22 protein-coding genes and 2 tRNA genes are annotated in these 22,694 nt (G+C 69.1%); 9 read left to right on the forward strand and 15 right to left on the reverse strand.

Annotation, left to right across the window (positions count from 1 at the left end; translation table 11 throughout):
• From MKK75_RS12165 to MKK75_RS12180, 4 genes are all read right to left on the reverse strand, one after another.
• The coding region (locus MKK75_RS12165; RefSeq protein WP_244042828.1) for a transglutaminase-like domain-containing protein at positions 1 to 579 on the reverse strand (579 nt) is incomplete at its 3' end.
• Between the two features lie 64 nt (positions 580 to 643).
• Positions 644 to 1,573, reverse strand: coding sequence for a transglutaminase family protein (locus MKK75_RS12170; RefSeq protein WP_244042829.1), 930 nt, complete (start codon positions 1,571 to 1,573; stop codon positions 644 to 646).
• A gap of 111 nt (positions 1,574 to 1,684) precedes the next feature.
• Positions 1,685 to 2,281 (reverse strand): response regulator, encoded by a 597-nt coding sequence (locus MKK75_RS12175; RefSeq protein ID WP_244042830.1) that lies wholly within the window; start codon positions 2,279 to 2,281, stop codon positions 1,685 to 1,687.
• Positions 2,282 to 2,399: 118 nt separating this feature from the next.
• The gene (locus tag MKK75_RS12180; protein WP_244042831.1) at positions 2,400 to 3,566 is read right to left on the reverse strand and encodes a transglycosylase SLT domain-containing protein; all 1,167 of its coding nucleotides are present in this window, start codon (positions 3,564 to 3,566) and stop codon (positions 2,400 to 2,402) included.
• A 444-nt stretch (positions 3,567 to 4,010) separates the two neighbouring features.
• Between MKK75_RS12180 and alaS the strand changes: the two genes are divergently transcribed.
• Complete coding sequence (gene alaS, locus MKK75_RS12185) at positions 4,011 to 6,689, forward strand: alanine--tRNA ligase (protein ID WP_244042832.1); 2,679 nt, start codon at positions 4,011 to 4,013, stop codon at positions 6,687 to 6,689.
• Positions 6,690 to 6,762: 73 nt separating this feature from the next.
• Here the strand turns inward: alaS and MKK75_RS12190 are convergent, their stop codons facing one another.
• From MKK75_RS12190 to mdeB, 6 genes are all read right to left on the reverse strand, one after another.
• Positions 6,763 to 7,038: a hypothetical protein gene (locus tag MKK75_RS12190; protein WP_244042833.1), complete on the reverse strand. Its 276-nt coding sequence runs from the start codon at positions 7,036 to 7,038 to the stop codon at positions 6,763 to 6,765.
• Between the two features lie 122 nt (positions 7,039 to 7,160).
• Entirely contained in the window at positions 7,161 to 7,574 is a 414-nt protein-coding gene (locus MKK75_RS12195; RefSeq protein WP_244042834.1) for a DUF2147 domain-containing protein, read from the reverse strand.
• A gap of 112 nt (positions 7,575 to 7,686) precedes the next feature.
• The gene (locus MKK75_RS12200; protein WP_244042835.1) at positions 7,687 to 8,325 is read right to left on the reverse strand and encodes a hypothetical protein; all 639 of its coding nucleotides are present in this window, start codon (positions 8,323 to 8,325) and stop codon (positions 7,687 to 7,689) included.
• 109 nt (positions 8,326 to 8,434) lie between these two features.
• A complete protein-coding gene (gene lpdA, locus MKK75_RS12205; protein ID WP_244042836.1) occupies positions 8,435 to 10,144 on the reverse strand; it encodes a dihydrolipoyl dehydrogenase in 1,710 nt (569 codons plus the stop codon).
• 11 nt (positions 10,145 to 10,155) lie between these two features.
• On the reverse strand, positions 10,156 to 11,529 hold the full coding sequence (locus tag MKK75_RS12210) for a 2-oxo acid dehydrogenase subunit E2 (protein WP_244042837.1): 1,374 nt from the start codon (positions 11,527 to 11,529) through the stop codon (positions 10,156 to 10,158).
• A gap of 365 nt (positions 11,530 to 11,894) precedes the next feature.
• A complete protein-coding gene (gene mdeB, locus MKK75_RS12215) occupies positions 11,895 to 14,570 on the reverse strand; it encodes an alpha-ketoglutarate dehydrogenase (protein WP_244042838.1) in 2,676 nt (891 codons plus the stop codon).
• A 220-nt stretch (positions 14,571 to 14,790) separates the two neighbouring features.
• Between mdeB and MKK75_RS12220 the strand changes: the two genes are divergently transcribed.
• The gene (locus tag MKK75_RS12220) at positions 14,791 to 15,279 is read left to right on the forward strand and encodes an Lrp/AsnC family transcriptional regulator (RefSeq protein ID WP_244042839.1); all 489 of its coding nucleotides are present in this window, start codon (positions 14,791 to 14,793) and stop codon (positions 15,277 to 15,279) included.
• An 88-nt stretch (positions 15,280 to 15,367) separates the two neighbouring features.
• On the opposite strand, the gene MKK75_RS12225 is transcribed toward MKK75_RS12220, so the two are convergent.
• Both MKK75_RS12225 and MKK75_RS12230 read right to left on the reverse strand, forming a co-directional pair.
• Positions 15,368 to 15,443: transfer RNA gene (locus MKK75_RS12225), tRNA-Ala, on the reverse strand.
• Positions 15,444 to 15,607: 164 nt separating this feature from the next.
• Positions 15,608 to 15,991, reverse strand: a complete 384-nt coding sequence (locus MKK75_RS12230; RefSeq protein ID WP_244042840.1) for a TIGR02300 family protein — start codon at positions 15,989 to 15,991, stop codon at positions 15,608 to 15,610.
• 267 nt (positions 15,992 to 16,258) lie between these two features.
• Between MKK75_RS12230 and aroA the strand changes: the two genes are divergently transcribed.
• From aroA to MKK75_RS12260, 6 genes are all read left to right on the forward strand, one after another.
• Complete coding sequence (aroA, locus tag MKK75_RS12235) at positions 16,259 to 17,608, forward strand: 3-phosphoshikimate 1-carboxyvinyltransferase (RefSeq protein ID WP_244042841.1); 1,350 nt, start codon at positions 16,259 to 16,261, stop codon at positions 17,606 to 17,608.
• Positions 17,609 to 17,613: 5 nt separating this feature from the next.
• Positions 17,614 to 18,252: a (d)CMP kinase gene (cmk, locus tag MKK75_RS12240; RefSeq protein ID WP_244042842.1), complete on the forward strand. Its 639-nt coding sequence runs from the start codon at positions 17,614 to 17,616 to the stop codon at positions 18,250 to 18,252.
• A gap of 94 nt (positions 18,253 to 18,346) precedes the next feature.
• A tRNA-Lys gene (locus MKK75_RS12245) sits at positions 18,347 to 18,422 on the forward strand.
• Between the two features lie 79 nt (positions 18,423 to 18,501).
• On the forward strand, positions 18,502 to 18,780 hold the full coding sequence (locus tag MKK75_RS12250) for a hypothetical protein (protein WP_244042843.1): 279 nt from the start codon (positions 18,502 to 18,504) through the stop codon (positions 18,778 to 18,780).
• 383 nt (positions 18,781 to 19,163) lie between these two features.
• Complete coding sequence (locus MKK75_RS12255; protein ID WP_244042844.1) at positions 19,164 to 19,916, forward strand: class I SAM-dependent methyltransferase; 753 nt, start codon at positions 19,164 to 19,166, stop codon at positions 19,914 to 19,916.
• A 93-nt stretch (positions 19,917 to 20,009) separates the two neighbouring features.
• On the forward strand, positions 20,010 to 20,183 hold the full coding sequence (locus MKK75_RS12260) for a hypothetical protein (protein ID WP_244042845.1): 174 nt from the start codon (positions 20,010 to 20,012) through the stop codon (positions 20,181 to 20,183).
• 240 nt (positions 20,184 to 20,423) lie between these two features.
• On the opposite strand, the gene MKK75_RS12265 is transcribed toward MKK75_RS12260, so the two are convergent.
• Positions 20,424 to 20,654: a hypothetical protein gene (locus tag MKK75_RS12265; protein WP_244042846.1), complete on the reverse strand. Its 231-nt coding sequence runs from the start codon at positions 20,652 to 20,654 to the stop codon at positions 20,424 to 20,426.
• Between the two features lie 608 nt (positions 20,655 to 21,262).
• Here MKK75_RS12265 and MKK75_RS12270 point away from each other — a divergent pair.
• Positions 21,263 to 21,838 (forward strand): NUDIX hydrolase, encoded by a 576-nt coding sequence (locus tag MKK75_RS12270; protein ID WP_244042847.1) that lies wholly within the window; start codon positions 21,263 to 21,265, stop codon positions 21,836 to 21,838.
• Positions 21,839 to 21,888: 50 nt separating this feature from the next.
• Here MKK75_RS12270 and MKK75_RS12275 read toward each other — a convergent pair whose 3' ends face one another.
• Both MKK75_RS12275 and MKK75_RS12280 read right to left on the reverse strand, forming a co-directional pair.
• Entirely contained in the window at positions 21,889 to 22,158 is a 270-nt protein-coding gene (locus MKK75_RS12275; RefSeq protein ID WP_244042848.1) for a hypothetical protein, read from the reverse strand.
• Between the two features lie 95 nt (positions 22,159 to 22,253).
• The coding region (locus MKK75_RS12280; RefSeq protein ID WP_244042849.1) for a DDE-type integrase/transposase/recombinase at positions 22,254 to 22,694 on the reverse strand (441 nt) is incomplete at its 5' end.

The following is a 22,694-nucleotide window of genomic DNA, read 5'->3' on the forward strand; positions in this document are numbered from 1 at the left end:
ATAGCCGGTGGCGTAGCGGGCGGGGATGTTCATGCAGCGGCAGAGCGTGATGGCCAGATGGGCGAAGTCGCGGCAGACGCCCTCGCGCTGCATGAAGCCGTCATGGGCGGTGCGGGTGGCGTCGGCGCGCTGGTAGTCGAACCGCAGGCGCTCGTGGGTGTAGTCGACGATCGCCTGGACGCGGGCCCAGCCCTCGGGCGTGCCGCCGAACAGCGACCACGCGGTCTGGGACAGCTTGTCGGTGTCGCAGTAGCGCGAGCCGAGCAGGAACATCAGCACGGCGTCGGGCAGGTCCTGCACCGGGATCTGGCGCGCCGCCGGCTCGACCGCGTCCGCCATACCCGTATCCGAAACGGTGAAATCCGCCGCCATGGTCAACTGGCCGGCCGGGGCGAGGATGCGGTGGCAGATATTGTCGAACGTGTCCCGGTACTCGTGGGCCGGGATCGGCGGATCGAAGGTGATGACGTGCGGCGTCAGCACGTCGGGCATCCGCGACGGGTGAACGCTCAGCATCAGGATCATCGGGGTCGGCTGGGTCATCGTGAAGGCGATATCGAAACCCGTCTTGATCTTCATCGCGCCACCTCGCTGTGTCGTCTTCGGCGCGGGGTCGCCACGCACGCTCGTTCCGGGATCGGGATCAACGCGCCGGGACGGGGGCGGACCCCTGTTCGCGGATCGGGGCCGCAGCGGCCCCGGACAGCTCGACGACGTCGACCTCGACGCGCATACCGAGGTCATCGCTGGCCAAGCCGAAGAAGGAGCCGTGCAGCGGCACGGCCTGCGCGGGATCGCGGGTGACTGCGACGCGGATCAGGTCGCGGTTGCCGACGATCCCGTTCGTCGGGTCGAACTCGACCCAGCCGGCGCCGGGGAGATAGACCTGCAGCCACGCATGGGTTGAGCCACCGCCGACGTGGCGCGCGCGGTCGTTGCGGGGATTGTAGAGGTAGCCGGACACGAATCGGGCCGCCATGCCGAGCGCCCGCACCGCCTCCATCATCAGCACCGCGAAGTCGCGGCACGAGCCGCGCTTGCCGCGCAGGGTGGTGAGCGGGTCCTGCACCCCTTTTTCACTGCGGGCGAGGTAGGTGAAGTTGGCCCGTACGCTGCGGGTCATGGCGGCCAGCAATTCCTGCGTCGGGATGCGCCCGTCCGCCGGCAGGAAGCTGCGCGCCCAGGCATCGACTTCGTGGCGCGGATCCGGCCATTGCCGCTCGATGGAGCGGGCGAGGTCCGGCATGTCCTCCGCGCCGTAGCCGAACGGGTAATGAGTGGCGTGCGGGGCGAGGGGAAAGACCGGCGCGTGCTCGGGCGTGTGGTCCAGCGTGATGCCGCAGACGAAGGTGAGCGTCTCCGCCCGCGTATCGAAGCTCGCGACCGCCACGCAGTTGCCGAACACGTCGAACATCCAGCGGACAGAGGCCGGCTCCGGCGTGATGTCGAGGGTCGTCTCGATCAGGCGCTGGTCGTAGCTGTCGCGCGGCCGGAACATGATCCGGTGCTCGCCGAAGGAGACGGGGCGCCTGTACCGGTAGACCGTTCGATGCTGGACGGACAGGATCGGCAAATCGGCTCTCTCCGGGCGTGTGCCGCTGCGGTCTCCGTCGACGCGCGATGGCGTGATGCAAGTGCCGGGCCCGGTCGCTCGGCATACCACATCCGATCGGGAGAGGAGCGCTCAGAGGATCGGCGGCGCCGGCTCGGCGGCTGCGCGCTCGGCCTCGACCAGCACGTCGCGCGGGCGCCAGGGCTTGGCGATGAACACAGCTTCCTGCGGCAACTCGGGGCGGGGCAGACCATGACCCGACGTCACCACCAGCCGGGCCCGGGGCCAGAGCGTCGCCACCGCCCGGGCGAGCTGCAAGCCATCCATCCGGCCCGCGAGCTGAATATCGGCGAAGACCAGCGCCACCTCGCCGCCGCGGGCCTGCAGCACCGATAAGGCCGCCTCGGCACTGTCGCAGCCAATGACGTCGAGTTCGGTCTCTTCGAGCAGCGTCTCGGCCAGGGCGCGGATTTCGGGGTCGTCCTCGACCACAAGTGCAACCCGTGGATACGCGGCTGCGGGCGTGGCGGCATCCGACTCCGGTCGGGCGGGCGCGTCGGCCTCCGTCTGGCGGACGCGGCGCACGAGGACGGCAAGATGCTCCGGCACGCCCTCAGAGACCAAGTCATCGTAGAACGATGCGAGCGTCCTGCCGATCTGATCGAGCGGGATCCCCGGTGTCAGCGTATCGGTGAGCGGCACGGGCGCGCTCGTCTGGTGCTTCCGCAAGGACTCCCCCCGAAGTCTTCAGGCGCGCCGGACGAAACGGCGGCGCACCAGGAGGAAAGTCGGCAATCCGCCGGTGGTTGCGCGAGGCGTCCTGAATCGCGGGCGGCTCGCCGACCCGTTACTGCGTGGCGGTGTCCGCGTCGGCATAGGCCATGATGCCGGAGACGGCGCGCACGTTCTGGTAGCGCGAGCCGCGGGTGCTCATCATCGCCTCGAACTTCTCGTGCACCTGGGCCACCGAGAGACTGAGCGGCTTGCGGTGGCGGCCCCGCCCGGTGAAGCGACCCGCGGCGAAGAAGATCGAGCGGTTGGCCCGGGCCGGTCCCGGGAGCAGCGCGGCGGCGGCGGCGGCCGGCTTGTTCACCACGTTGGCGAGGAACTCCTCGGCGTCGTCCGGCCCGAGGAAGTGAGCGAGGTAGACTTCGCCGAGGGTGAGATCGCGTCCGATGCGCAGCGCGATGCGGGCCGCGTCGCGCTTGAGCATCTCGCCGGCCAGCAGCGCCGAGAGGTAGGGATCGCGCCGCAGTTCGAGCACCCGGGCGCGCTCCGCCGGATCGGTGATCACCGGCCGGTCGTTGGCATCGGCCGTGACCAGCGCGGCTTCCTTGGCGAGCCCGTATTTGGCTCCGAAATCGCGCACCACGCCGAGCCAGGTGCGCTCGATGAACTGGTACAGGCCGGTCGCCGAGGAGGTCTTGGCCTGGACCGCCGTGATGAAGCTCGATTCCTTGTCGGCCACCGCCATGAGCAGGACCGGGTCGGTCTGGACCGCCTGGGCGGCACGCACGATCGTCTGGACGATGTGGCGCCGGATCTTCATCGGGCCGAATTCGAGGATGTCGTTCGGGTCGCCGCCCGCGCTCTCGGAGAGGAGGAAGTCGTAGGACACGCGATCGACCGTGTTGGAACCGATCTCGGTGTCGAGGTCGTGCACGGCGGCGAAGCTCGACGAGGCGCGCAGCGGCGTCCGCTCCAGCTCGTCCTCGAGGGCGACGGTGTGGATGTGCGGCCGCGGCATCTGGATCTCGGTGGCGGCCTGCGCGACCGAGACGGCCGGCGACAGGCCGATCTTGCCGAGGTCCACGCCCGATCCGATCAGGGCGGCGCTGAGGCCCCCCGCGATCAGCGACACGGTCATCAGCGACCGGACCAAGGCCGGAGCGCTGCCATGGGCGCGACCGAGCATCGGCTGCGCGGCGATCACGTCGGCGCGGCCGCCGCCGAAACGCCCGGCGCCCGGCTTGCCCGTGATGGTCTTCGACGTTCCGACCGTGCGGCCCTGCATCGTTGATCCGATTCCCTGCGCCGTTGATTGCGTCACGGGTTCATCATCGCTTGACAGATGTGGCGACAACACGGCCGCGCTTGTGGCGGTCCTGGGGCTGATCGCGGTGTTTTCGCGGCCGATGCCGGTAAGCCACAGGGCGAGGCGCCGGCGCGGGGGGTTCATCGCCCTGCCGGCAGAGATGTGTGAACATCGCAGCAGACGGGCGAGGAGGACGCGCGGACCCGGCGGCTTTCGCCGATGAAAGGGTGTGAGCATCCGCGTGCCGCGCAGAGCAAACCCACCGCACCGCGCGCGACGAATCGGCAGGGAGCGCGGGGCGGCAAGCACTTAGGCCGCGCACCGATTGCAACCCGGTCCGGAACGGCTCTAAGAGGGCGCCATGCGGGTATCGCTCGAAGGTGAGCGGTGCCCGGCCCCGTGTTCCTGCCAGAGTCAGCCCCGATGAGCGGCGTCAACGAGATCCGGTCGACCTTCCTCGACTACTTCGCGAAGGCGGGACACGAGGTCGTCCCCTCTTCGAGCCTCGTGCCGAAGAACGATCCGACGCTGATGTTCACCAACGCCGGCATGGTGCAGTTCAAGAACGTCTTCACCGGCGTCGAGAAGCGCGCCTACGACCGGGCCACCACGGCACAGAAATGCGTGCGGGCCGGCGGCAAGCACAACGACCTCGACAATGTCGGCTACACCGCGCGCCACCACACGTTCTTCGAGATGCTCGGCAACTTCTCGTTCGGCGACTACTTCAAGGACCGCGCGATCGAGCTCGCCTGGACGCTGATCACCAAGGAGTTCGGCCTGAAGCCTGACCGGCTTCTGGTCACCGTCTACGCCGACGACGACGAGGCCGCCGGCCTCTGGAAGAAGATCGCGGGCCTGCCGGAAGAGAGGATCATCCGGATCGGGACCTCCGACAATTTCTGGCAGATGGGCGATACCGGCCCCTGCGGCCCGTGCTCGGAGATCTTCATCGACCAGGGTCCCGCGCTCCAGGGCGGCCCGCCCGGCTCGCCGGACGAGGACGGCGACCGGTTCCTGGAATTCTGGAACCTCGTGTTCATGCAGTACGAGCAGCTGGAGCCGGGCGTCCGGAACCCGCTGCCGCGGCCCTCCATCGATACCGGCATGGGCCTGGAGCGCATGGCGGCGATCCTCCAGGGGGTGCCGTCGAACTACGAGACCGACCTGTTCCGGGCGCTGATCGACGCCGTGGCCCACGCGGTCTCGCGGGCGCCGGAGCCGGCGACGCTCGCCTCCTACCGGGTGATCGCCGATCACCTGCGCGCCTCGTCGTTCCTCGTGGCCGACGGCGTGCTGCCGGGCAACGAGGGCCGGGGCTACGTGCTGCGCCGGATCATGCGCCGCGCCATGCGCCACGCCGAGATCCTGGGCGCCCGCGAGCCGACGATGTACCGCCTCGTGCCGACGCTGATGCGCGAAATGGGGCAGGCCTATCCCGAGCTGATGCGGGCCGAGAGCCTCATCGCCGAAACCCTAAAGCTGGAGGAGACCCGCTTCCGCCGCACCCTGGAGCGCGGCCTGTCGATCCTCGACACCGAGAGCCGCGAGCTCAAGGACGGCGACAAGCTTTCCGGCGAGACCGCCTTCACGCTTTACGACACCTACGGCTTTCCCCTCGATCTGACCCAGGATGCCCTGAAGGCCCGGGGTATCGGTGTCGATACGGAGGCGTTCACCGCGGCGATGCAGCGCCAGAAGCAGGCGGCGCGCGAGGCCTGGAAGGGCTCGGGCGAAGCGGCCACCGAGACGGTGTGGTTCGGCCTGCGCGAGCGCGTCGGCGCCACCGAGTTCCTGGGCTACGAGACCGAGGGCGCCGAGGGCATCGTCACCGCGCTGCTGCGCGACGGCGCCGAGGTGCAGAGCCTGGAGGCGGGCCAGACCGGTCTCGTCTTGGTGAACCAGACGCCGTTCTACGGCGAATCGGGCGGTCAGGTCGGTGATACCGGGCTGATCGCGGCCCCCGGCGTCCGCGCACGGGTCACCGACACCCAGAGGATGCTCGGCGACGTGTTCGTCCACCACGTCACCGTGGAGGAGGGGACGGTGAGCCTCGATCTACCGGTGGAGCTGAAGGTCGATTACGGCCGCCGGAAGGCGATCCGGGCCAACCATTCGGCGACCCATCTTCTGCACGAGGCGTTGCGGCAAGTGCTGGGCGACCACGTCGCCCAGAAGGGCTCCCTGGTGAGTCCCGAGCGGCTGCGCTTCGATATCAGCCACCCGAAGCCGATCGAGCCGGACGAGCTGGCCCGGGTCGAGGACATCGCCAACGCGGTGCTGCTTCAGAACGCGCCGGTCGTGACCAAGCTGATGGCGGTGGACGACGCGATCGCGTCGGGCGCCCGCGCCCTGTTCGGCGAGAAGTACGGCGAGGAGGTTCGGGTCGTCTCCATGGGCCTGCCGGTTGATGCGCCGGCCGCAGCGGCGCGGACCAGAAACTTCTCCGTGGAACTCTGTGGCGGCACCCATGCCGCGCGCACCGGCGATATCGGCGCCATCACCATCGTGGGCGAGAGCGCGGTGGGGGCCGGCGTGCGCCGGATCGAAGCCCTGACCGCCGACGCGGCCCGTCATCACCGCGCCGCGGAGGCCCGGACGCTTGCGGCTCTGGCCGGCATCCTCAAGGCGCCGGTCTCGGAGGCGCCCGATCGCCTGACGGCGCTGATGGAGGAGCGTCGGCGCTTGGAGCGCGAGTTAGCCGAGACCCGGCGCAAGCTCGCGATGGGCGGCGAGGGCGGCCCGGGCGCGGGTGCGCAGCAGACCGAGATCGGCGGCGTGGCGTTCCGCCGCTCGGTGGTCGAAGGTCTCGACATGCGCGACCTCAAGCCGATCGTCGACGAGGAGAAGAAGCGCCTCGGCTCCGGGATCGTGGCGGTGGTCGGCGTCGGGCCCGACGGCAAGGCGGGTCTGGTGGTCGGCGTCACCGACGACCTGATCGAGCGCTACGACGCGGTTGGGCTCGTGCGGGCCGGCGCGGGCGCGCTCGGCGGCAAGGGCGGCGGCGGTCGCCGCGACATGGCACAGGCCGGCGGGCCGAACGGAGCCGGCGCCGAAGCCGCCCTCGACGCCGTCGCGCAGGCCCTGACCGAGGCCGCCTGAACGAAGACGGCCGCACCGGTGCCGGTGCGGCCGCACTGTCTCGTGGCGGGATCCCGACCCGCGTCTCGGCGCCTTACTTGCCGCCGGCACCGCCCTGCGGAGCCACCCGCGACGGCTGATTGGCGTTGCCGGCGGCCGCAGAATTGTTCGCGATCGTGTCAGCCGGCTGTCCGGTCGGCGAGTAGGTGATCGCCCCATCGTTGCCGGTCACATCGGACTGGGTGCTGATCACGCCCGGCGCGTTGGGCGGTGCCACGACCGTGGTGCGGTTCGGGGTTTCGATCACCTGGGCAGCCGCCGGCAGGACGGTGGCGACGGCGAGAACGGTGGCGAGAAGTGTCCGGGTCATGACGGTTCCTGTCGGTTTCCGACCCAGGCAACTTCAATGGCGCACAATCGATCCCGCGTTGTTGCGCCGCACCATGGCGATGGCGATCGCCCCGGCTTCCAGCGCTGCGCCGCGGCCCGGCTTCATTTCACCCGGGTCCAGCTCTGCCGCTTGCAGAACACGCGCATGACGCAGCCCGAGACCTCGAGCGTGTCGAGAGCCGTCAGGCGCATCGACCCCGAATAGGTCTTGCCGTCGTTCGGGTTGTAGAGCGAGCCGGAATAGCCGGAGCCGTCCTGCTGCCGGGCGTCCAGGATCTGCACGCCGACGACGCTGCGGGTGCGCAGCGCGGGATCGGGATTCTTCGCATCGAGGGCCTTGCCGGGCGCGCTGACGATCGTCCCGCAATAGCCGCCGCCGCAGGGCGCGATGCGGATGCGCGAGCTGCCGGTCTCCGTGAGCCACAATCCCGCCGGATCGGCCGCCCAGGCCGGGCGACCGACAGCGCCGAGCGCAAGCGTTCCGAGAGCCGTCAGCCGCACGAGCCTTGAACGCATCCTCGTCTCCCCAATAGGTTCGTCTGGCCCGGCGAACGATGCTGGATCGGTGTCCGTGTGAGGGCTCGACACAGGCCGGGCAACGCTCTCTGCACCGAGGCCCACGTTTTTATCACCGGCGCGCGGGCGGCAATGCCGTACCGAGGTAGGTTTCCACCACCTCGCAGAAGGGTTGCCCAGCCCCTGTCCAGAGCACGGCATCGACCTCGAATAGGCGATCCGCCGGCGCCGCGCCTGAAGTTCCGGCACGAACCTCGACCGTCCGTCGGACCGGCGCCAATGGGCGCACGACCCGGCCGAATGGCGTGCGGGTTCCATCCAGTGCGGCATTCATCTCGGGCGTCAGCCGGGCCGGCACGTACCAATTGTCGGCCTCCGACATGACGTGGTCGCCGCAGACGAGGCGGACCCGGCGATAGCGCACCGGCTCCTCCGAGCCGATCGCCAGCCGGGCGCGCTGCGCAGGGGTCAGCGGCTTGTCCGGACCCGGCAGGCGCTCGGCCACGAGATGCGGATCGGCGGCGAGTCTGTGCTCTGCGCACCAGCCTTCGAGGGCGAGCGTCGCGCTGTCGGCGGCAAGGATGCGCGCGCGCAGAGCCGCGACGAGGGCTTGCGACTTGCCCGGCCCGTCGATGATGGCCGGCGCTTCCGCGACGGCCCGGCCAGGGCTCACCGGCAGTGCCGCCAGAGTGGCCAGCAGGATGACGATGGGCTTACGGGAGGATCGTCCGCCGAGCACCGGCCTTGCCACACGTCGACTCCTCATGGACGCCCCGCCTTCGATGTGCGGTTACCGTCCGAGCCGACCCCGAGTCTACCCCGTCGGACACCACCATCGGGGTGATGCATCGGCGGCTGCGTCAGCGCCGCGCGACCGGCGGCAGGTCGGTGCAGAGGCCCAGCGCGGCCTCGGCGGCGAGGCCGACCGTCTCGCCCAGGGTCGGGTGCGGGTGGATCGTCCGGCCGATATCGACGGCGTCCGCCCCCATCTCGATGGCGAGTACGATCTCGCCGATCAGGTCCCCCGCGCTCGGACCCACGATGGCGCCGCCGACCACGCGCTTCGTGCCGGCCTCGAACAGCAGCTTGGTCAGGCCGTAATCGGCGCCGTTCGCTATGGCCCGGCCCGAGGCGGCCCAGGGGAAGCGCGCCACCTCGACGGCCCGCCCCTCGGCCTTCGCGGCCATCTCGGTGAGGCCGACCCAGGCGATCTCCGGGTCGGTGTAGGCCACGGACGGAATCACCGCGGCATCGAAACCGGCCCGGTGCCCGGCGGCGACCTCGGCAGCCACGTGGCCCTGGTGAACCGCCTTGTGGGCGAGCATCGGCTGGCCCACGAGGTCGCCGATGGCGAGGATGTGCGGTACGCTCGTGCGCATCTGGGCATCGACCGGCACGAACCCGCGCTCGACCGTCACTCCCGCCGCCTCCAGTCCGAGGGCCGCGCCGTTCGGCCGGCGGCCGGCCGCCTGGAGCACGAGATCGTAAGTCGTGGCCTGCGACTCGCCCGCCAGGGTGACGGCGATGCCGTCCGGCTCGGCCGTGGCGGAGACCACTTCGGCGCCGGTCAGCAGCCGGTCGAAGCGGTGCGCGTTGCGCCTGGTCCAGATCGCCACGAGGTCGCGATCCACGCCCTCCAGCAGGTTCGGCAGCCGCTCGACGACGTCGACGCGGGCGCCGAGCGCGCTGTAGACAGTGGCCATCTCGAGGCCAATGATCCCGCCGCCGATCACGAGCAGCCGGCGCGGCACCGCTGGAAGCTCCAGCGCGCCGGTGGAGTTCACGATGCGCGGATCCTCCGGCAGCATCGGCAGAGCGACCGGCGACGAGCCGGCCGCCACGATGGCGCTTCGGAAGGCGACGCTGCGCTCGCCGCCCTCGTGCAGGGCGACCGTGACGGCGTTCGCCCCGCTGAAGCGCGCCGTCCCGCGGAGCACCGTGACCTTGCGCTGCCGCGCCATCTGCGCGAGCCCGTCGGTGAGACGGCGGACGGTGCCGGCCTTGAAGCTCCGCAGCTTCTCCAGATCGATCGCAGGCGCGCCGAAGCTGACGCCGTGGGCGGCGAGCCGCTGGGCCTCCTCGGTGACGGCCGCCACGTGCAGCAGCGCCTTGGACGGGATGCAGCCGACATTCAGGCACACGCCGCCAAGCGTCGCGTCGCGTTCCACCAGGATCACCCGCTGGCCGAGATCGGCGGCCCGGAAGGCGGCCGAGTAACCGCCGGGGCCGCCGCCGATGACCAGCACGTCGCAATCCGCGTCCCTGCTTTCGATGTTGGCGGGCGCGGCCGGGGTCGAAGCCGGGGCCGGCGGCGGTGCCTCGGCGTCCGTATCCGGGACGAGGCGGGCGACCAGCGTGCCGGCCGAGACCGTGTCGCCGAGGCCGACCAGCATCTCGACGAGCCGTCCCGCCACCGGTGACGGGATGTCCAACGTCGCCTTGTCGGATTCGACGATCAGCAGCGTCTGGTCGCGGGTGATCGTCGCGCCCGGTTTCACGGGGATCTCGATCACCGGCACGTCGGCGTAATCCCCCAGATCGGGGACGCGGATCTCGCGGGTCTCAGGCATGGCGGCGACCGTCACAGGAGGGCGCGGCGCAGGTCCGACAGGACCGCGGCCACGTGTCCGAGGAAGCGGGCGGCGGCGACGCCGTCGACCACGCGGTGATCCCAGGAGAGGCTGAGCGGCAGGATCAGGCGCGGCTGGAAGGCCTTTCCGTCCCACACGGCCTCCATGCGCGAGCGCGCCGCGCCCAGAATCGCCACCTCGGGGGCGTTGATGATCGGCGTGAAGCCGTCGCCGCCGATGCCGCCGAGCGAGGAGACCGAGAAGCAGCCGCCCTGCATGTCGCCGCCCGAGAGGGTCCCGGCCCGGGCCTTCTCGGCCAGGGCAGCCATCTCGGTGGCGATCTCGAGGATCCCCTTGCGGTCGCAGTCGCGCACCACCGGCACCATCAATCCCTTCGGCGTATCGACCGCGAAGCCGACATGGACGTAGTCCTTCAGGACGAGGTCGCCGCCGTCGAGGGACGTGTTGAAGCGCGGAAGGGCCCGAAGCGCCGAGGCCGCGGCCTTGATCAGGAAGGCCACCATGGTGACCTTGGCGGGCGGCGTGCGCGTCTCCGTGTTCAGGCCGGTGCGGAACGACTCGATCTCGGTGACGTCGGCCCGGTCGAAGTTCGTGACGTGCGGGATGGTCAGCCAATTGCGGCTGAGGTTGGCGCCGGAAATCGTCTGGATCCGCGACAGGAGCTCGCGCCGGACTGGGCCGTATTTCTCATAGGTCACCTCCGGCCAGGGCGGCAGGCCGGCGCCGATCCCGGAGGCCGGAGCCGCCGGTGGCCCGGCCGGCGCCTGGAGCGCCGCCTTGACGAAGGCGTGCAGGTCCTCGCGCAGGATCCGGCCCTTGGGTCCGGTTGCGGCAACCCGGTCGAGGGTGATCCCGAGTTCGCGGGCGAGTTGGCGCACCGATGGGCTGGCATGCACGTCGCCGCCGGGGGCTAGTTCGGGTCGCGCGGCAGCAACGCCCGCGCTCCCGCCCCCCTTTGCGGGGGAGAGTGTCCCCTGCGTCAGCAGGGGGCGGGCGAGGGGAGCGCCGTCTCCGGGAACAACAGGTTGGGAGCCGAAACCCGCCTCGTCGCGCGGCGCCTCTTCCGGCCCGCTTCGCGGACCACCCGCTCCCGCAGAGGGGGGAGGGGGCGGTGCGGATTCCGACGCCGCCTCGACCATCAGGATCGGGGTGCCCTCCGAGACCTTAGAGCCGACCGCGACCAGCAATTCCCGCACGATCCCGGCGACCGGGGAGGGGACCTCCATGGTCGCCTTGTCGGATTCGATGCTGAGGATCAGGTCGTCCACGGCGAGGCGGTCGCCCGGCTTCACCAGCAGTTCGATCACCGGCACGTCCCGGTAGTCGCCGATATCGGGGAGGGCGATCTGCAGCGCTGCACTCATGCGGGCGGTCTTCCGTGGCTCGGACGGGTTTATCGGCGGGACGCGGTGGCCGGGGACGGTCCACGACCCCCCGGTGGCGTGAGGCAGGCGAGAGACGACGGCCCCACCTCCGGCACGCCGACCAATCCCCCTCATCCTGATATGCGGCGGAGCCGCTTCGAGGGAGTCCTCCAGGGCTCGCGCGGCTGGCTGGAGGGCTCGTTCGAGGCCCGCCGATGCGGGCACCTCAGGATGAGGGCGTCGGTGTGATGGTCGAACCGGCGCTAAGCAGACTTGTGTTGGCAGGCCAACGCGTCATCCGCTTAGGTCCTTGGCGTGGCTCAGGTTTTCGTCGCAAAACCGGTGTCCACCTTTGCGAAACTGGCCTAGATCGTCCAGGGCGCCGGCGCCGCGGCATCGATCCCGTACCGCCTGATCGCCTCGGCCACCGTCGCGCGCGGCACCGTGCCGGCCTCGGCCAGCGCGTGGAGGGCGGCGACCGCCACGTGCTGCCGGTCGACTTCGAAGAACCGGCGGAGCGCATGGCGGGTGTCACTGCGCCCGAACCCGTCGGTGCCGAGCGTCACAAACCGCGCCGCGACATAGGAGGCGATCAATTGCGGGTAGGCGCGGACGTAGTCGCTCGCCGCCACCACCGGCACCGTCCCCGGCAGCAGGGCGGCGACGTGGCTTACCGGGGCGTCGGCCTCCGGGTGCAGGATCGCCTGCCGCTCGGCCTCGCGGGCGTCGCGCGCCAATTCGCTGAAGCTCGTCACGCTGAACACCTCGGCGTTGACGCCCCAATCCTCCGCCAGCAGGGCGGCGGCCGCGATCACCTCGAGCAGGATCGCCCCGGACCCGAGGAGCCGCACCGCGCCGGTCCCGGCCTCCGACCCCGGGAGCCGGTACATCCCCTTGAGAATTCCCGCCTCCGCGCCCTCCGGCATCGACGGTTGGGCGTAGTTCTCGTTCATGGCGGTGAGGTAGTAGAAGGCGTCCTCGCCCTGTTCCATCATCGACCGGGTGCCGTGGTCGAGGATCACCGCCATCTCGTACGCGAAGGCCGGATCGTAGGCCCGGCAATTCGGGATCGTGGCGGCGATGATGTGGCTCGACCCGTCCTGGTGCTGGAGTCCCTCGCCGCCGAGCGTGGTCCGGCCCGCGGTGGCGCCGATCAGGAAGCCGCGGGCGCGCTGGTCGGCCGCCGCCCAGATCAGGTCGCCGACACGCTGGAAGCCGAACATCGAGTAGTAGATGTAGAACGGCAGCATCGACAGGCCGTGGACGCTGTAGGCCGTCGCCGCCGCCGTCCAGGACGAGATCGCCCCGGCCTCGGTGATGCCCTCCTCGAGGAGCTGCCCGTCCTTGGCCTCGCGGTAGTAGAGCATCGAGCCGGCATCCTCCGGCTCGTAGAGCTGCCCGTCCGGCGCGTAGATCCCGACCTGGCGGAACAGGTTGGCCATGCCGAAGGTCCGGGCCTCGTCGGCGACGATCGGGACGAGGCGCGGCCCGAGGTCCTTGTGCTTTAGGAGGTTGCCGAACAGGCGCACCACCGCGGTGGTGGTGGACATCTCCTTGCCGCCGGCTTCGAGCGCGAAGCCCGCATAGGTCGAGATCGGCGGAACCGTGACGGCCGGGGCCGTGCGGCGGCGGGCCGGCAGCATGCCGCCCAGGCTCTCCCGGCGCTCGCGCAGGTAGCGCATCTCGGCGCCATCCTCGGCCGGCCTGTAGAAGGCCAGACCCTCCACCTGCGCATCGGTGAGCGGCAGGGCGAAGCGGTCTCGGAAGGCGCGCAGCGCCTCGACGTCGAGCTTTTTGGCCTGGTGGGCGGTCATCCGCGATTCGCCCGCGCCGCCCATGCCGTAGCCCTTCTTGGTCTTGGCCAGGATCACGGTCGGCCGGCCCTTGGTCGCCTTGGCGGCCGCGAAGGCCGCGTGCAGCTTCCGGAAATCGTGGCCGCCGCGCTTCAGGCGATCCACGTCGGCGTCCGACATGTGGGCGACGAGCTCGCGCACCTCCGGATCCTCGCCGAAGAAGTGCGCGAGGTTGTAGGCGCCGTCCTTGGCGCCGAGCGTCTGATACTTGCCGTCGACCGTCTCGGCGAAGCGCCGCAGCAGGGCGTGGTTGGTGTCGCGGGCGAAGATCCCGTCCCACTCCGAGCCCCACAGCACCTTGATGACGTTCCAGCCCGCGCCGCGGAACAGGCTCTCCAGCTCCTGGATGATCTGGCCGTTGCCGCGCACCGGCCCATCGAGCCGCTGCAAATTGCAATTGATGACGAAGGTCAGGTTGTCGAGCTTTTCCCGCGCGGCGAGCGCGAGACCGCCGATCGATTCCGGCTCGTCCATCTCGCCGTCGCCGAACACGCCCCAGACGTGCCGGCCCGCGGTGTCGGCGAGCCCGCGATGTCCGAGGTAGCGCATGAACCGCGCCTGATAGACCGCGTGGATCGGGCCGATACCCATCGAGCCGGTCGGGACCTGCCAGAAGTCCGGCATCAGCCACGGATGCGGGTAGGAGCACAGGCCGTCGCCCGCGATCTCCTGGCGGTAATGCTTGAGCTGCTCCTCGGAAAGTCGCCCGTCGAGGAACGCCCTGGCATAGACGCCCGGCGCCGAGTGCGGCTGGAAGTAGACCAGATCGCCGTCGACGCCGCCCTTGAAGAAGTGGTTGAAGCCGACCTCGAACAGCTCGGCCGCCGAGGCGTAGCTCGCCACGTGCCCGCCGAGCTCGCCGTAGGCCATGTTGGCGCGCACCACCATGGCCAGAGCGTTCCAGCGCATGATCGAGGTGAGACGCTCCTCGATGTCGAGGTCGCCCGGGTAGCGCAGCTGCTTCTCCAGGGGGATCGTGTTGCGGTAGGGCGAGTACGGCAGGGCCTCGTCGAGGATGCCGATCTCCTTCGAGCGCCGCTCCAGCCTGTCGAGGATGAACCGCGCCCGGGCCGCGCCCTCGGTGCGGAACAGCGAGTCCAGGGCGGCCAGCCAGTCCTGGGTCTCGGCCGGATCGTGATCGACCTCGGCGGAGCGCGCGATGGTGGCTTTCGGCGGTATGGCGTTCATCGGCGCGGCCTTCCTTTTATCCGCCAATCATACCGGCGCGGAGGAGGCTGGAAATGCCGAAGATTCGCTCGAATGACGTCTTTTCGGGTTCATTTGCCCCAAAGGGGCCGGGGAGGCGGTGAATTTTACCTCGGTGCCGAGGCCCCGGTCGCGATAGAACGCTTCTCTAGTTCACTGTTTGACGGCACGATGTGCCAGCCCGGAACACGAAAGCGAAAGAATGGCCCTGCGCCCGGTCCCCCTCGATGCCGCCTCCCTGCGCATCCTCGAACGCCTTCAGCAGGACAGCGAGATCAGCATCGCGGATCTAGCCGAGCAGGTCGGCCTCTCGACCTCGCCGTGCTGGCGGCGCGTCAACGAGCTGAAGGCGGCGGGCGTGATCCGCGGCTGCGTCGCGGTGGTCGATCCGCTGAGCCTGGGGCTCGCGGTCAACGTCTTCGTCCACGTCTCGCTGGAGAAGCAGACCCAGGCCGCGCTGCAGGCCTTCGATGAGGCGGTGCGCAGCCGACCGGAGGTTGTGGAGTGCTACCTGATGAGCGGCGAGGCCGACTACATGCTGCGCGTGGTGGTGGAGGATCTGGGCCAGTACCAGAAGCTCGTGCTCGACCATCTCACCCGGATCCCCGGGGTGGCCAATATCCGGTCCAGCTTCGCACTGGGGCAGGTGAAGTACACGACGGCGCTGCCGCTCGGGCACCTGACGCGCTGACCAGCGCGTCGACGCAGGCATTGTCGATATGCGCTTGCCGGTGATGACGCATGTGCGGGCTGATCAGCCGCTTCGCGCCGGGGGAGGATGGTGGAGCCTAACGGGATCGAACCGATGACCTCTTCCATGCCATGGAAGCGCTCTCCCAGCTGAGCTAAGGCCCCACTGTCATCCGCCGCGGTTTGGGTCCCGCGGGGTCTCGCCGACCGGCTGGCGTCCGGCGAGGCCGGTTCTATAGGCGGCTCGCGCGGCGGACTCAACCCCCTTTTTTCACCGCGATGAGGGGTTTCTGCGCGGGGGTTTATCCGACGGTGAGGCGGGGCCCGCCTCAGCCCTCCTCGTCGTTCTCGATATCGCCGTCGATGAGATCGGAGACGTCGTCGTCGCCGGCATCCTCCTCCTCGAGGAAGGTATCGTCCTCGGCCGCATCCCCGTCCTCGACCGTCTCGTCCTCCGGCGTGGTATCGGCCTCGTCCTCGGCGGCCTCGACCTCGTCCAGCGAGACCATCTCCGGCCCCTTCTCGTCCGTCTCGTCCTCATCGTCGTTGGTGGGGGCGGCGCGCGATATCACGGGCGCGGCGACGCGACTGGGCGCGGTCGCTTGATAGACCGCGCCGCATTTCGGGCAGACGGCGGGGTCGCGGGCGAGGTCGTAGAACTTCGCGCCGCAGCTCATGCACTGGCGCTTCAAGCCAAGTTCCGGTCGGGCCACGGGGGGACACCTCGTCGTCTACAAATGTCTCGGGGGAGGGGCCCCGTTAGTCGCGGGCGCCGCCTCTGTCAATCGAACCCGGCACACGGCGTCCCGGGCGGCGCGCCCCGGGGGATCCGGCGTCGGGCCGCGTGCCGGAATGCGATGGATGACGTCCGCCGGTGCGCGTGTTAACCGCACCGCGATTCACGGTCCGATTGAAGCGGCGCCGCGCGGCTGCGCGACGCGCCGGATCCCGGCCCACCTTCGAGCCCGAACGGACGCCCCGTGTCGCACGATTCGCCCCCCGAACCCCTCACCGCAGCGCCGGGCATACCCCTGCGCGGACGACTGCGCCCGCCCGGCGACAAGTCGATCTCCCACCGGGCGATGATCCTCGGCCTCCTCAGCGAGGGCGAGACCTCGGTCGAAGGCTTGCTGGAGGGCGACGACGTGCTGCGCACCGCCGCCGCCGCCAAGGCTCTGGGCGCCGGTGTCGAGCGCCTCGATGCGGGGCGCTGGCGGGTCCGGGGCGTCGGCATCGGCGGCCTCGGCGACCCCGTCGAGGTTCTGGATTTCGGCAATGCGGGCACCGGCTCGCGGCTGATGATGGGCGTGGTCGGCGGCCAGCCCGTCACCGCGACCTTCGACGGCGACGCCTCCCTGCGGTCCCGTCCGATGCGCCGCATCCTCGATCCGCTCACCCGCATGGGCACGCAGGTCCTGTCGGAGGCCGCGGGCGGGCGCGTGCCGCTGACCCTGCGCGGGCCGCGGGAGGCGATCCCGATCACCTACGAGACGCCGGCCGCCTCGGCGCAGATCAAGTCGGCGGTGTTGCTCGCCGGCCTCAACGCCCCCGGGATCACCACGGTGATCGAATCCGCGGCGACGCGCGATCACACCGAGCGGATGCTGCGCCTGTTCGGCGCCGCGGTCGAGGTCGCGCCGCACGGGCCCGGGGGGCACGGGCGTTGCATCGCGCTCACCGGTCAGCCGACCCTGCGCGGGACCGACGTGGTGGTGCCGGCCGATCCGTCCTCGGCGGCGTTCCCGCTGGTGGCGGCGCTGATCGTGCCGGGCTCCGACGTGGTGATCGAAGGCGTGATGATGAACCCGCTGCGCACGGGCCTGATCACGACTCTGATCGAGATGGGCGCACAGATCGAGCGCGTGGCCGAGCGGGAGGAGGGCGGCGAGACCGTGGCGGATCTCCGGGTGCGCGCGAGCCGCCTCACCGGCGTCGACGTTCCGGCCGAGCGGGCGCCCGCAATGATCGACGAGTATCCGGTGCTGGCGGTCGCGGCGAGCTTCGCCGAAGGCCGCACGCGGATGAACGGTCTGCACGAACTGCGCGTGAAGGAGTCCGACCGCCTGGCGGCCGTGGCGGCGGGTCTTGCGGCCAACGGCGTCCGGCATGCGGTCGAGGGTGACGACCTCGTGGTCGAGGGCGACGGGACGGCGGCCCGCGGCGGCGGCACGGTGGCGACCCATCTCGATCACCGGATCGCCATGGCGTTCCTGGTGATGGGCCTCGCCACCCGGGACCCGGTGAGTGTGGATGACGGGGCGATGATCGCCACGAGCTTCCCGACCTTCCTGCCGACCATGCGGGCCCTCGGCGGCCGGATTGGGGATTGACGCCGATGCCGCTCGTCATCGCGATCGACGGCCCGGCCGCCTCGGGCAAGGGCACCTTGGCCAAGCGCTTGGCCGGCCATTATGGGCTGCCGCATCTCGACACGGGCCTCCTCTACCGCGCCGTGGCCCTGGCGCTGATCGATATCGGCCTCTCGCTCGACGATCACGGGGCCGCCGCCCGGGCCGCTCAGGCGCTCGACCCGGACAAGCTCGACGATTCGCGCCTGCGCGACCGGGCCATGGGCGAGGCGGCCTCGCGGATCTCCGCCGTACCGGAGGTCCGGGCCGGTTTGCTCCTGTGGCAGCGGCGCTTCGCCGCCACGCCGCAGGGCGCGGTACTGGACGGGCGCGACATCGGCACGGTGGTCTGTCCGGAGGCCGAGGTGAAGCTGTACATCACGGCCTCCGCCGAGGAGCGGGCGCGCCGCCGCCATCGGGAACTGGCCGGGCGCGGCGAGGCTGCGACCTTCGCGGCCATCCTGGCCGACATCGAGGCCCGCGACGCCCGCGACTCCTCCCGGGCTGCGGCGCCGCTGCGCATGGCCGACGACGCGGTTCGACTGGACACGACGGAACTCGACGCCGACGCCGCCTTCGACGAGGCGCGCGCGATCGTGGAGCAGGCGCGGACCGGTCCCCGCTGAGGGTTGTCCCCGCCCGCGTGTTGACCCCCCGGTTCGCCTCACCTATTGCGGACGCGCCGTCCCCGGCATTCCGCCCCAGGCGCGACCGGGACGCGAGCGCGTAGCTCAGCTGGTAGAGCAACGGACTTTTAATCTGTAGGTCTTGGGTTCGAACCCCAACGCGCTCACCAAAATCTCTCGATTTATCAACATCTTAATCCTGATGATATCTGCGACCATCGGGGTTCTGTGTCCAAGTTTAGCGAGGCTGTGTCCAAATTCATCGCCAAAGAGATCCCATCCGTCGGCGACCTGCGCCGGAAATCCGAAGTGACGGACGAGGAGATTGCGGCCGCGACCGCCGCCTACCTGAATGATGAGGGCGCCCCGCCGTTCGCCTTCAAGTCCGGCCACACCATCGACGTGGCCAAGGCGATCGAGATGCACCCGCAGGCCAAGAAGCTGCTCGCCGATGAGACGACCACGCCGGGGCTCCGGCGCACGATGGTGTCGACCTCCGTTATTCTGGGGTTCCCGGTCCGAGTATAAGCGCGGGCGTCAAGCCAATCTTGGATACGGCCGGATCTCTCGGTGCATGGGCTACACGGTCATTCCGGACGACGACTTCGAGCGTTGCCTGGTGAATGGCGAGGAACTGGATCACGCTCGTCGATCTGCCGGCGCTCGCACTGCGCCCCGGTCTCATGCCCTTTCGCGGGCGGTTGCAACAGGCCTCGGTCACGTGCGCCAAACATACCGTTTCCAACCGCTTGAGGCGAAGATCGTTTTCGGCCAGAAGAGCAATGCTGTGGTCGATCAGGGGCAAGCTTCGTTCGGTGTGCGGCTAGGGTGTTCATAAGCTTTTCTCATGGCTAAAGATGCAAGATACCCAGCTATGATCAAATGTATGTGCCTAAATTTGGAGACAGCCAGTGCTCAACGACGAGATCGCATCGTTTAAGGATGTATGGCCCGGCGGTTATTGCGAAGGCAATCCGTCAGACCCACTTGGTTCGTCATCATACGTCGAGCACGACAAGTTCAATGGCTATGCAGATCAACTTGCGATCGCTGCCGCTAAGGGTATCAAGGCCCGACAGATCGGATATCTGAGCACTCTCTACGTCACGTATCTGATGTGTATCCGTAATCAGACTCGCGATAAGATCGTTTTGGAGATCGGTCCAGGCGCAGGAGCGTGGTCGAAATGCATTCTGGGTGACGGGGCTAAGCATCTCTATGCCCTTGATGCGAAATCGGCAGAAGACAATAATTTTTTCGGCTATGTCGGGGCCAGTCCAGAGGTTTGCGACCGCGTTACATACGATCAAGTCTCAGATTTTTCCTGTAACTCTGTGCCCGATCGCGGCATCGAATTCTTTTTTTCATTCGGCTGCTTCTGCCATCTCAGTCGGGATGCCACCACCGCTTATTTCGAGGCAATTTCGCGGAAAATGATTTCTGGCGCGCGCGGTTTCGTCATGATCAGCGACTACGCCAAACTCGCCGCAGCGCTGGCCGTGGATGAGAGCGCCGAGGATTGGGATCGGCCGCGTCCGGGCCGCTGGTACAACATCGGCTGCTCCTGGTTCCGTGATATGGTCGAAGCACGCGGTTTCAGGGTCATCGATCCTGATATCGGATGCAATCTCCGGGACCCGGTCGTGCACTTTGAGCGGCGTTGATGATCTCGATGCATTCATTGAAGGGCTGAGCGCTGACACGCTGAAGGCTTGGGCCCAGTGGAAGGGGCACGTCAGGATGCTGATCGCGCTGGCATGAGCGACGAAGCCGACTCTATCCTTGCAGCCGTCGCGGCCCTGTTAGCGCCCGGCATCGTCGTGGCGCCGATCGGCGAGGAGCCGGACCACTGGCAGATCGGCTGCTTCACGTTCACCGACGCCGAGCTGCTGCGGCGCGCCGAAATCCGCGGGCTGCGCGAGGCGTCGTAGCTCGGTGCCGAAACCTCCCGCACCCCTCGGAGCGCGCCCGCGTCAGGACATCCGCCCGCGCGTGCTGGCCGCGCTCACGCCGGAGCCGTCGACTGTCAACCGAGATCGCCGAGCGTGCCGGTCTGCCCGGTCGGGAGCGAGCCTTGCACGCGAGTCGAGCCTTCGCCCGCCTGGAGGCAGACGGCCTCGCCGTCAGGGTTGGGACCCCGCAGGTGCTGCGCTAATCGGCGACGGCATCTCTCACTTCCGCACGATCCGCGCCCGATCCCGCAGGGTGACCATGTGCGTCGGCCATTCCCGACAGGCGACCTCGAACGCGGCCATCGCCAGGGACAGCGGGTAGATGGTGGCGAGATGCAATTCGATGCTGCCGCCGACCTCCTTCCAGATCTCAATCGTGTAGGGCACACCCGGCGGCACCGGCGGGATCTGCTTCACGGGTTGCGGCAGCGTGATCGCGGCGAGGCACAAATGCTCGTACTTCCGCGCGGGAAGCGCCCCGGGCGTGCGCTGGTACCGGCACGAGGCCGCGAGGTTTGCGCAGCAGGCCGAGCGTCGAGATGTCGGGTCCGTATCGATCGAACAGGTTCGCCACGCTGTAGCGCCCGAGCGCCGGCAAGCGGCGCACTCGACCCACACCCGGCCGGGCGGCACGGTGCCCAGGCGCCCATTCTGGTGCTCCTTCGTCTGCGAACAAAGAACGGACAAACTCGAGGTGGCGGCGCCCTTCAATCGCCGCCGGCGAGGCCCGCCGAGATCGCGGTGGAGTGCTGTGGATGACTTGCGAAACCGCGCGCACCATCAGAGGCTTGTGCCGACCGGTGGGGCGATTGACGTGACCGACGCGCAGAAGGCCTACCTGCAGGCGCTGGCCGACGTGCTATCCTGGCACCGCTAGCAGATCGGGCAGGCGCTCGGCGACGTCCGAACCATCCAGGTGCACGTGCCCGCCATCGCCTGGATCGAGGAGGTGATCGCCGCGAAGAGGCGGCATGCGGCCGAGGATGAAGCGGAGCAGCGACAGGTGCGGGCGAAGGCTGGGAGCGTGACTAACGAATTATTGCTGGTATGAGGGCGCTATGACCGACCGAGCCTGGACCGTCACGACATCGCGCCATGTCCTCCAAGACAGATGGATCAGTGTACGAGCCGACGATTGCGTCACGCCGGCGGGTGTTTCAGTCGCACCCTTCTACGTGATGGAGAGCCCAGTCCTCGCCCATGTGCTCGCCTTCGACACGGACGACCGAGCCATCCTGGTGCGCCAGTATCGACACCCGTTGCGGATCCTATCGCTCGAGCTGCCCGGCGGGATCGTCGATGCCGAGGATGCGGATCCGGTAGCGGCTGCCGAGCGCGAGCTGCGCGAGGAGACAGGCTACACGAGCGGGCACCTCGACCATCTCGCGACGCTCGCCCCGAACCCGGGCCGTTCGACCAGTCTCATACATCTCGTCCTGGCTCGCAGGGTCATGCCGGGTATGGCCACCCCAGAGCCGTCCGAGGACATTGAGATCGTGCTCGTGCCGCGTGCTGAACTTGCCGCGCTGGCCTGCTCGGGCGCGATCGTGAATGCCGCTCACGTTGGACTGATCATGGTGGGGCTCGCGCGAATGACAGCGCTCGAGGACAGCTCGCTCGCGACGCTGAAGTGATCGCAGATCGCCGCCAGATAGCAGGATGCAGCCGACGGTGAGGCTAACGTTCAGCGTGCCTGCGCCGCGAACTCCCAGACCGGCACGCCCGGAGCCTGACCCTTCAGCGGCCGGTAGTCCGACGTCTGCGCGAACGCCACCCGATCAGTATAGATCGCCCGAGCCGCGGATGGGCCGAGCATCAGGACACCGCAAGAGTCGACGCGCAGCGTGCCGCTTAACGGATGCACGCCGAACAGCTCGGGCGCAGTGCAACCCAGCTGGTGCGTTTCGGCGCCATACTGATCGATGAAAGCCAGAGCGCTCTTGCGCATCGCCACCCATTTCGCCGGGGCGAGGTATCGGCACGGCTACAGAGGTGGCTCGGTTTGTCTGAACAGTGACCTCGGCCTGGATGAGTGGCGTCCTGCCGGGTTCAGGCGGCCGCGGGATGCGGCAGCCTGTCGAAGGAGGTTTGGTCGGGGGTGCGTCGGTCGAGACGCGAATGGGGCCTCCGTCCATGGTAGACGGCGAGGTACCGGCCGATCGAGGCGCGCGCCGTGCTGACGGTGTCGTAGGCCCGGAGGTAAATCTCCTGGTACCTGACCGACCGCCACAGCCGCTCGACGAAGACCTCGTCGCGCCAAGCGCCCTTGCCGTCCATACTGATGGCGATCCCAGCCTTCACCAATACGCTGGTGAAGCCGTGGCTGGTGAATTGCGAGCCCTGGTCGGTGTTGAAGATCTCCGGTGTACCATGCCGGGCAAGTGCTTCCTCCACCGCCTCGACACAGAAGTCGGCCTCCATGGTGATCGATAGCCGCCACGACAAGACTTTGCGGCTGAACCCATCGATCACGCCGGCCAAGTAGACGAA

Source organism: Methylobacterium sp. J-030 (genome assembly GCF_022829545.1).
In the GTDB taxonomy this organism is placed as follows: domain Bacteria; phylum Pseudomonadota; class Alphaproteobacteria; order Rhizobiales; family Beijerinckiaceae; genus Methylobacterium.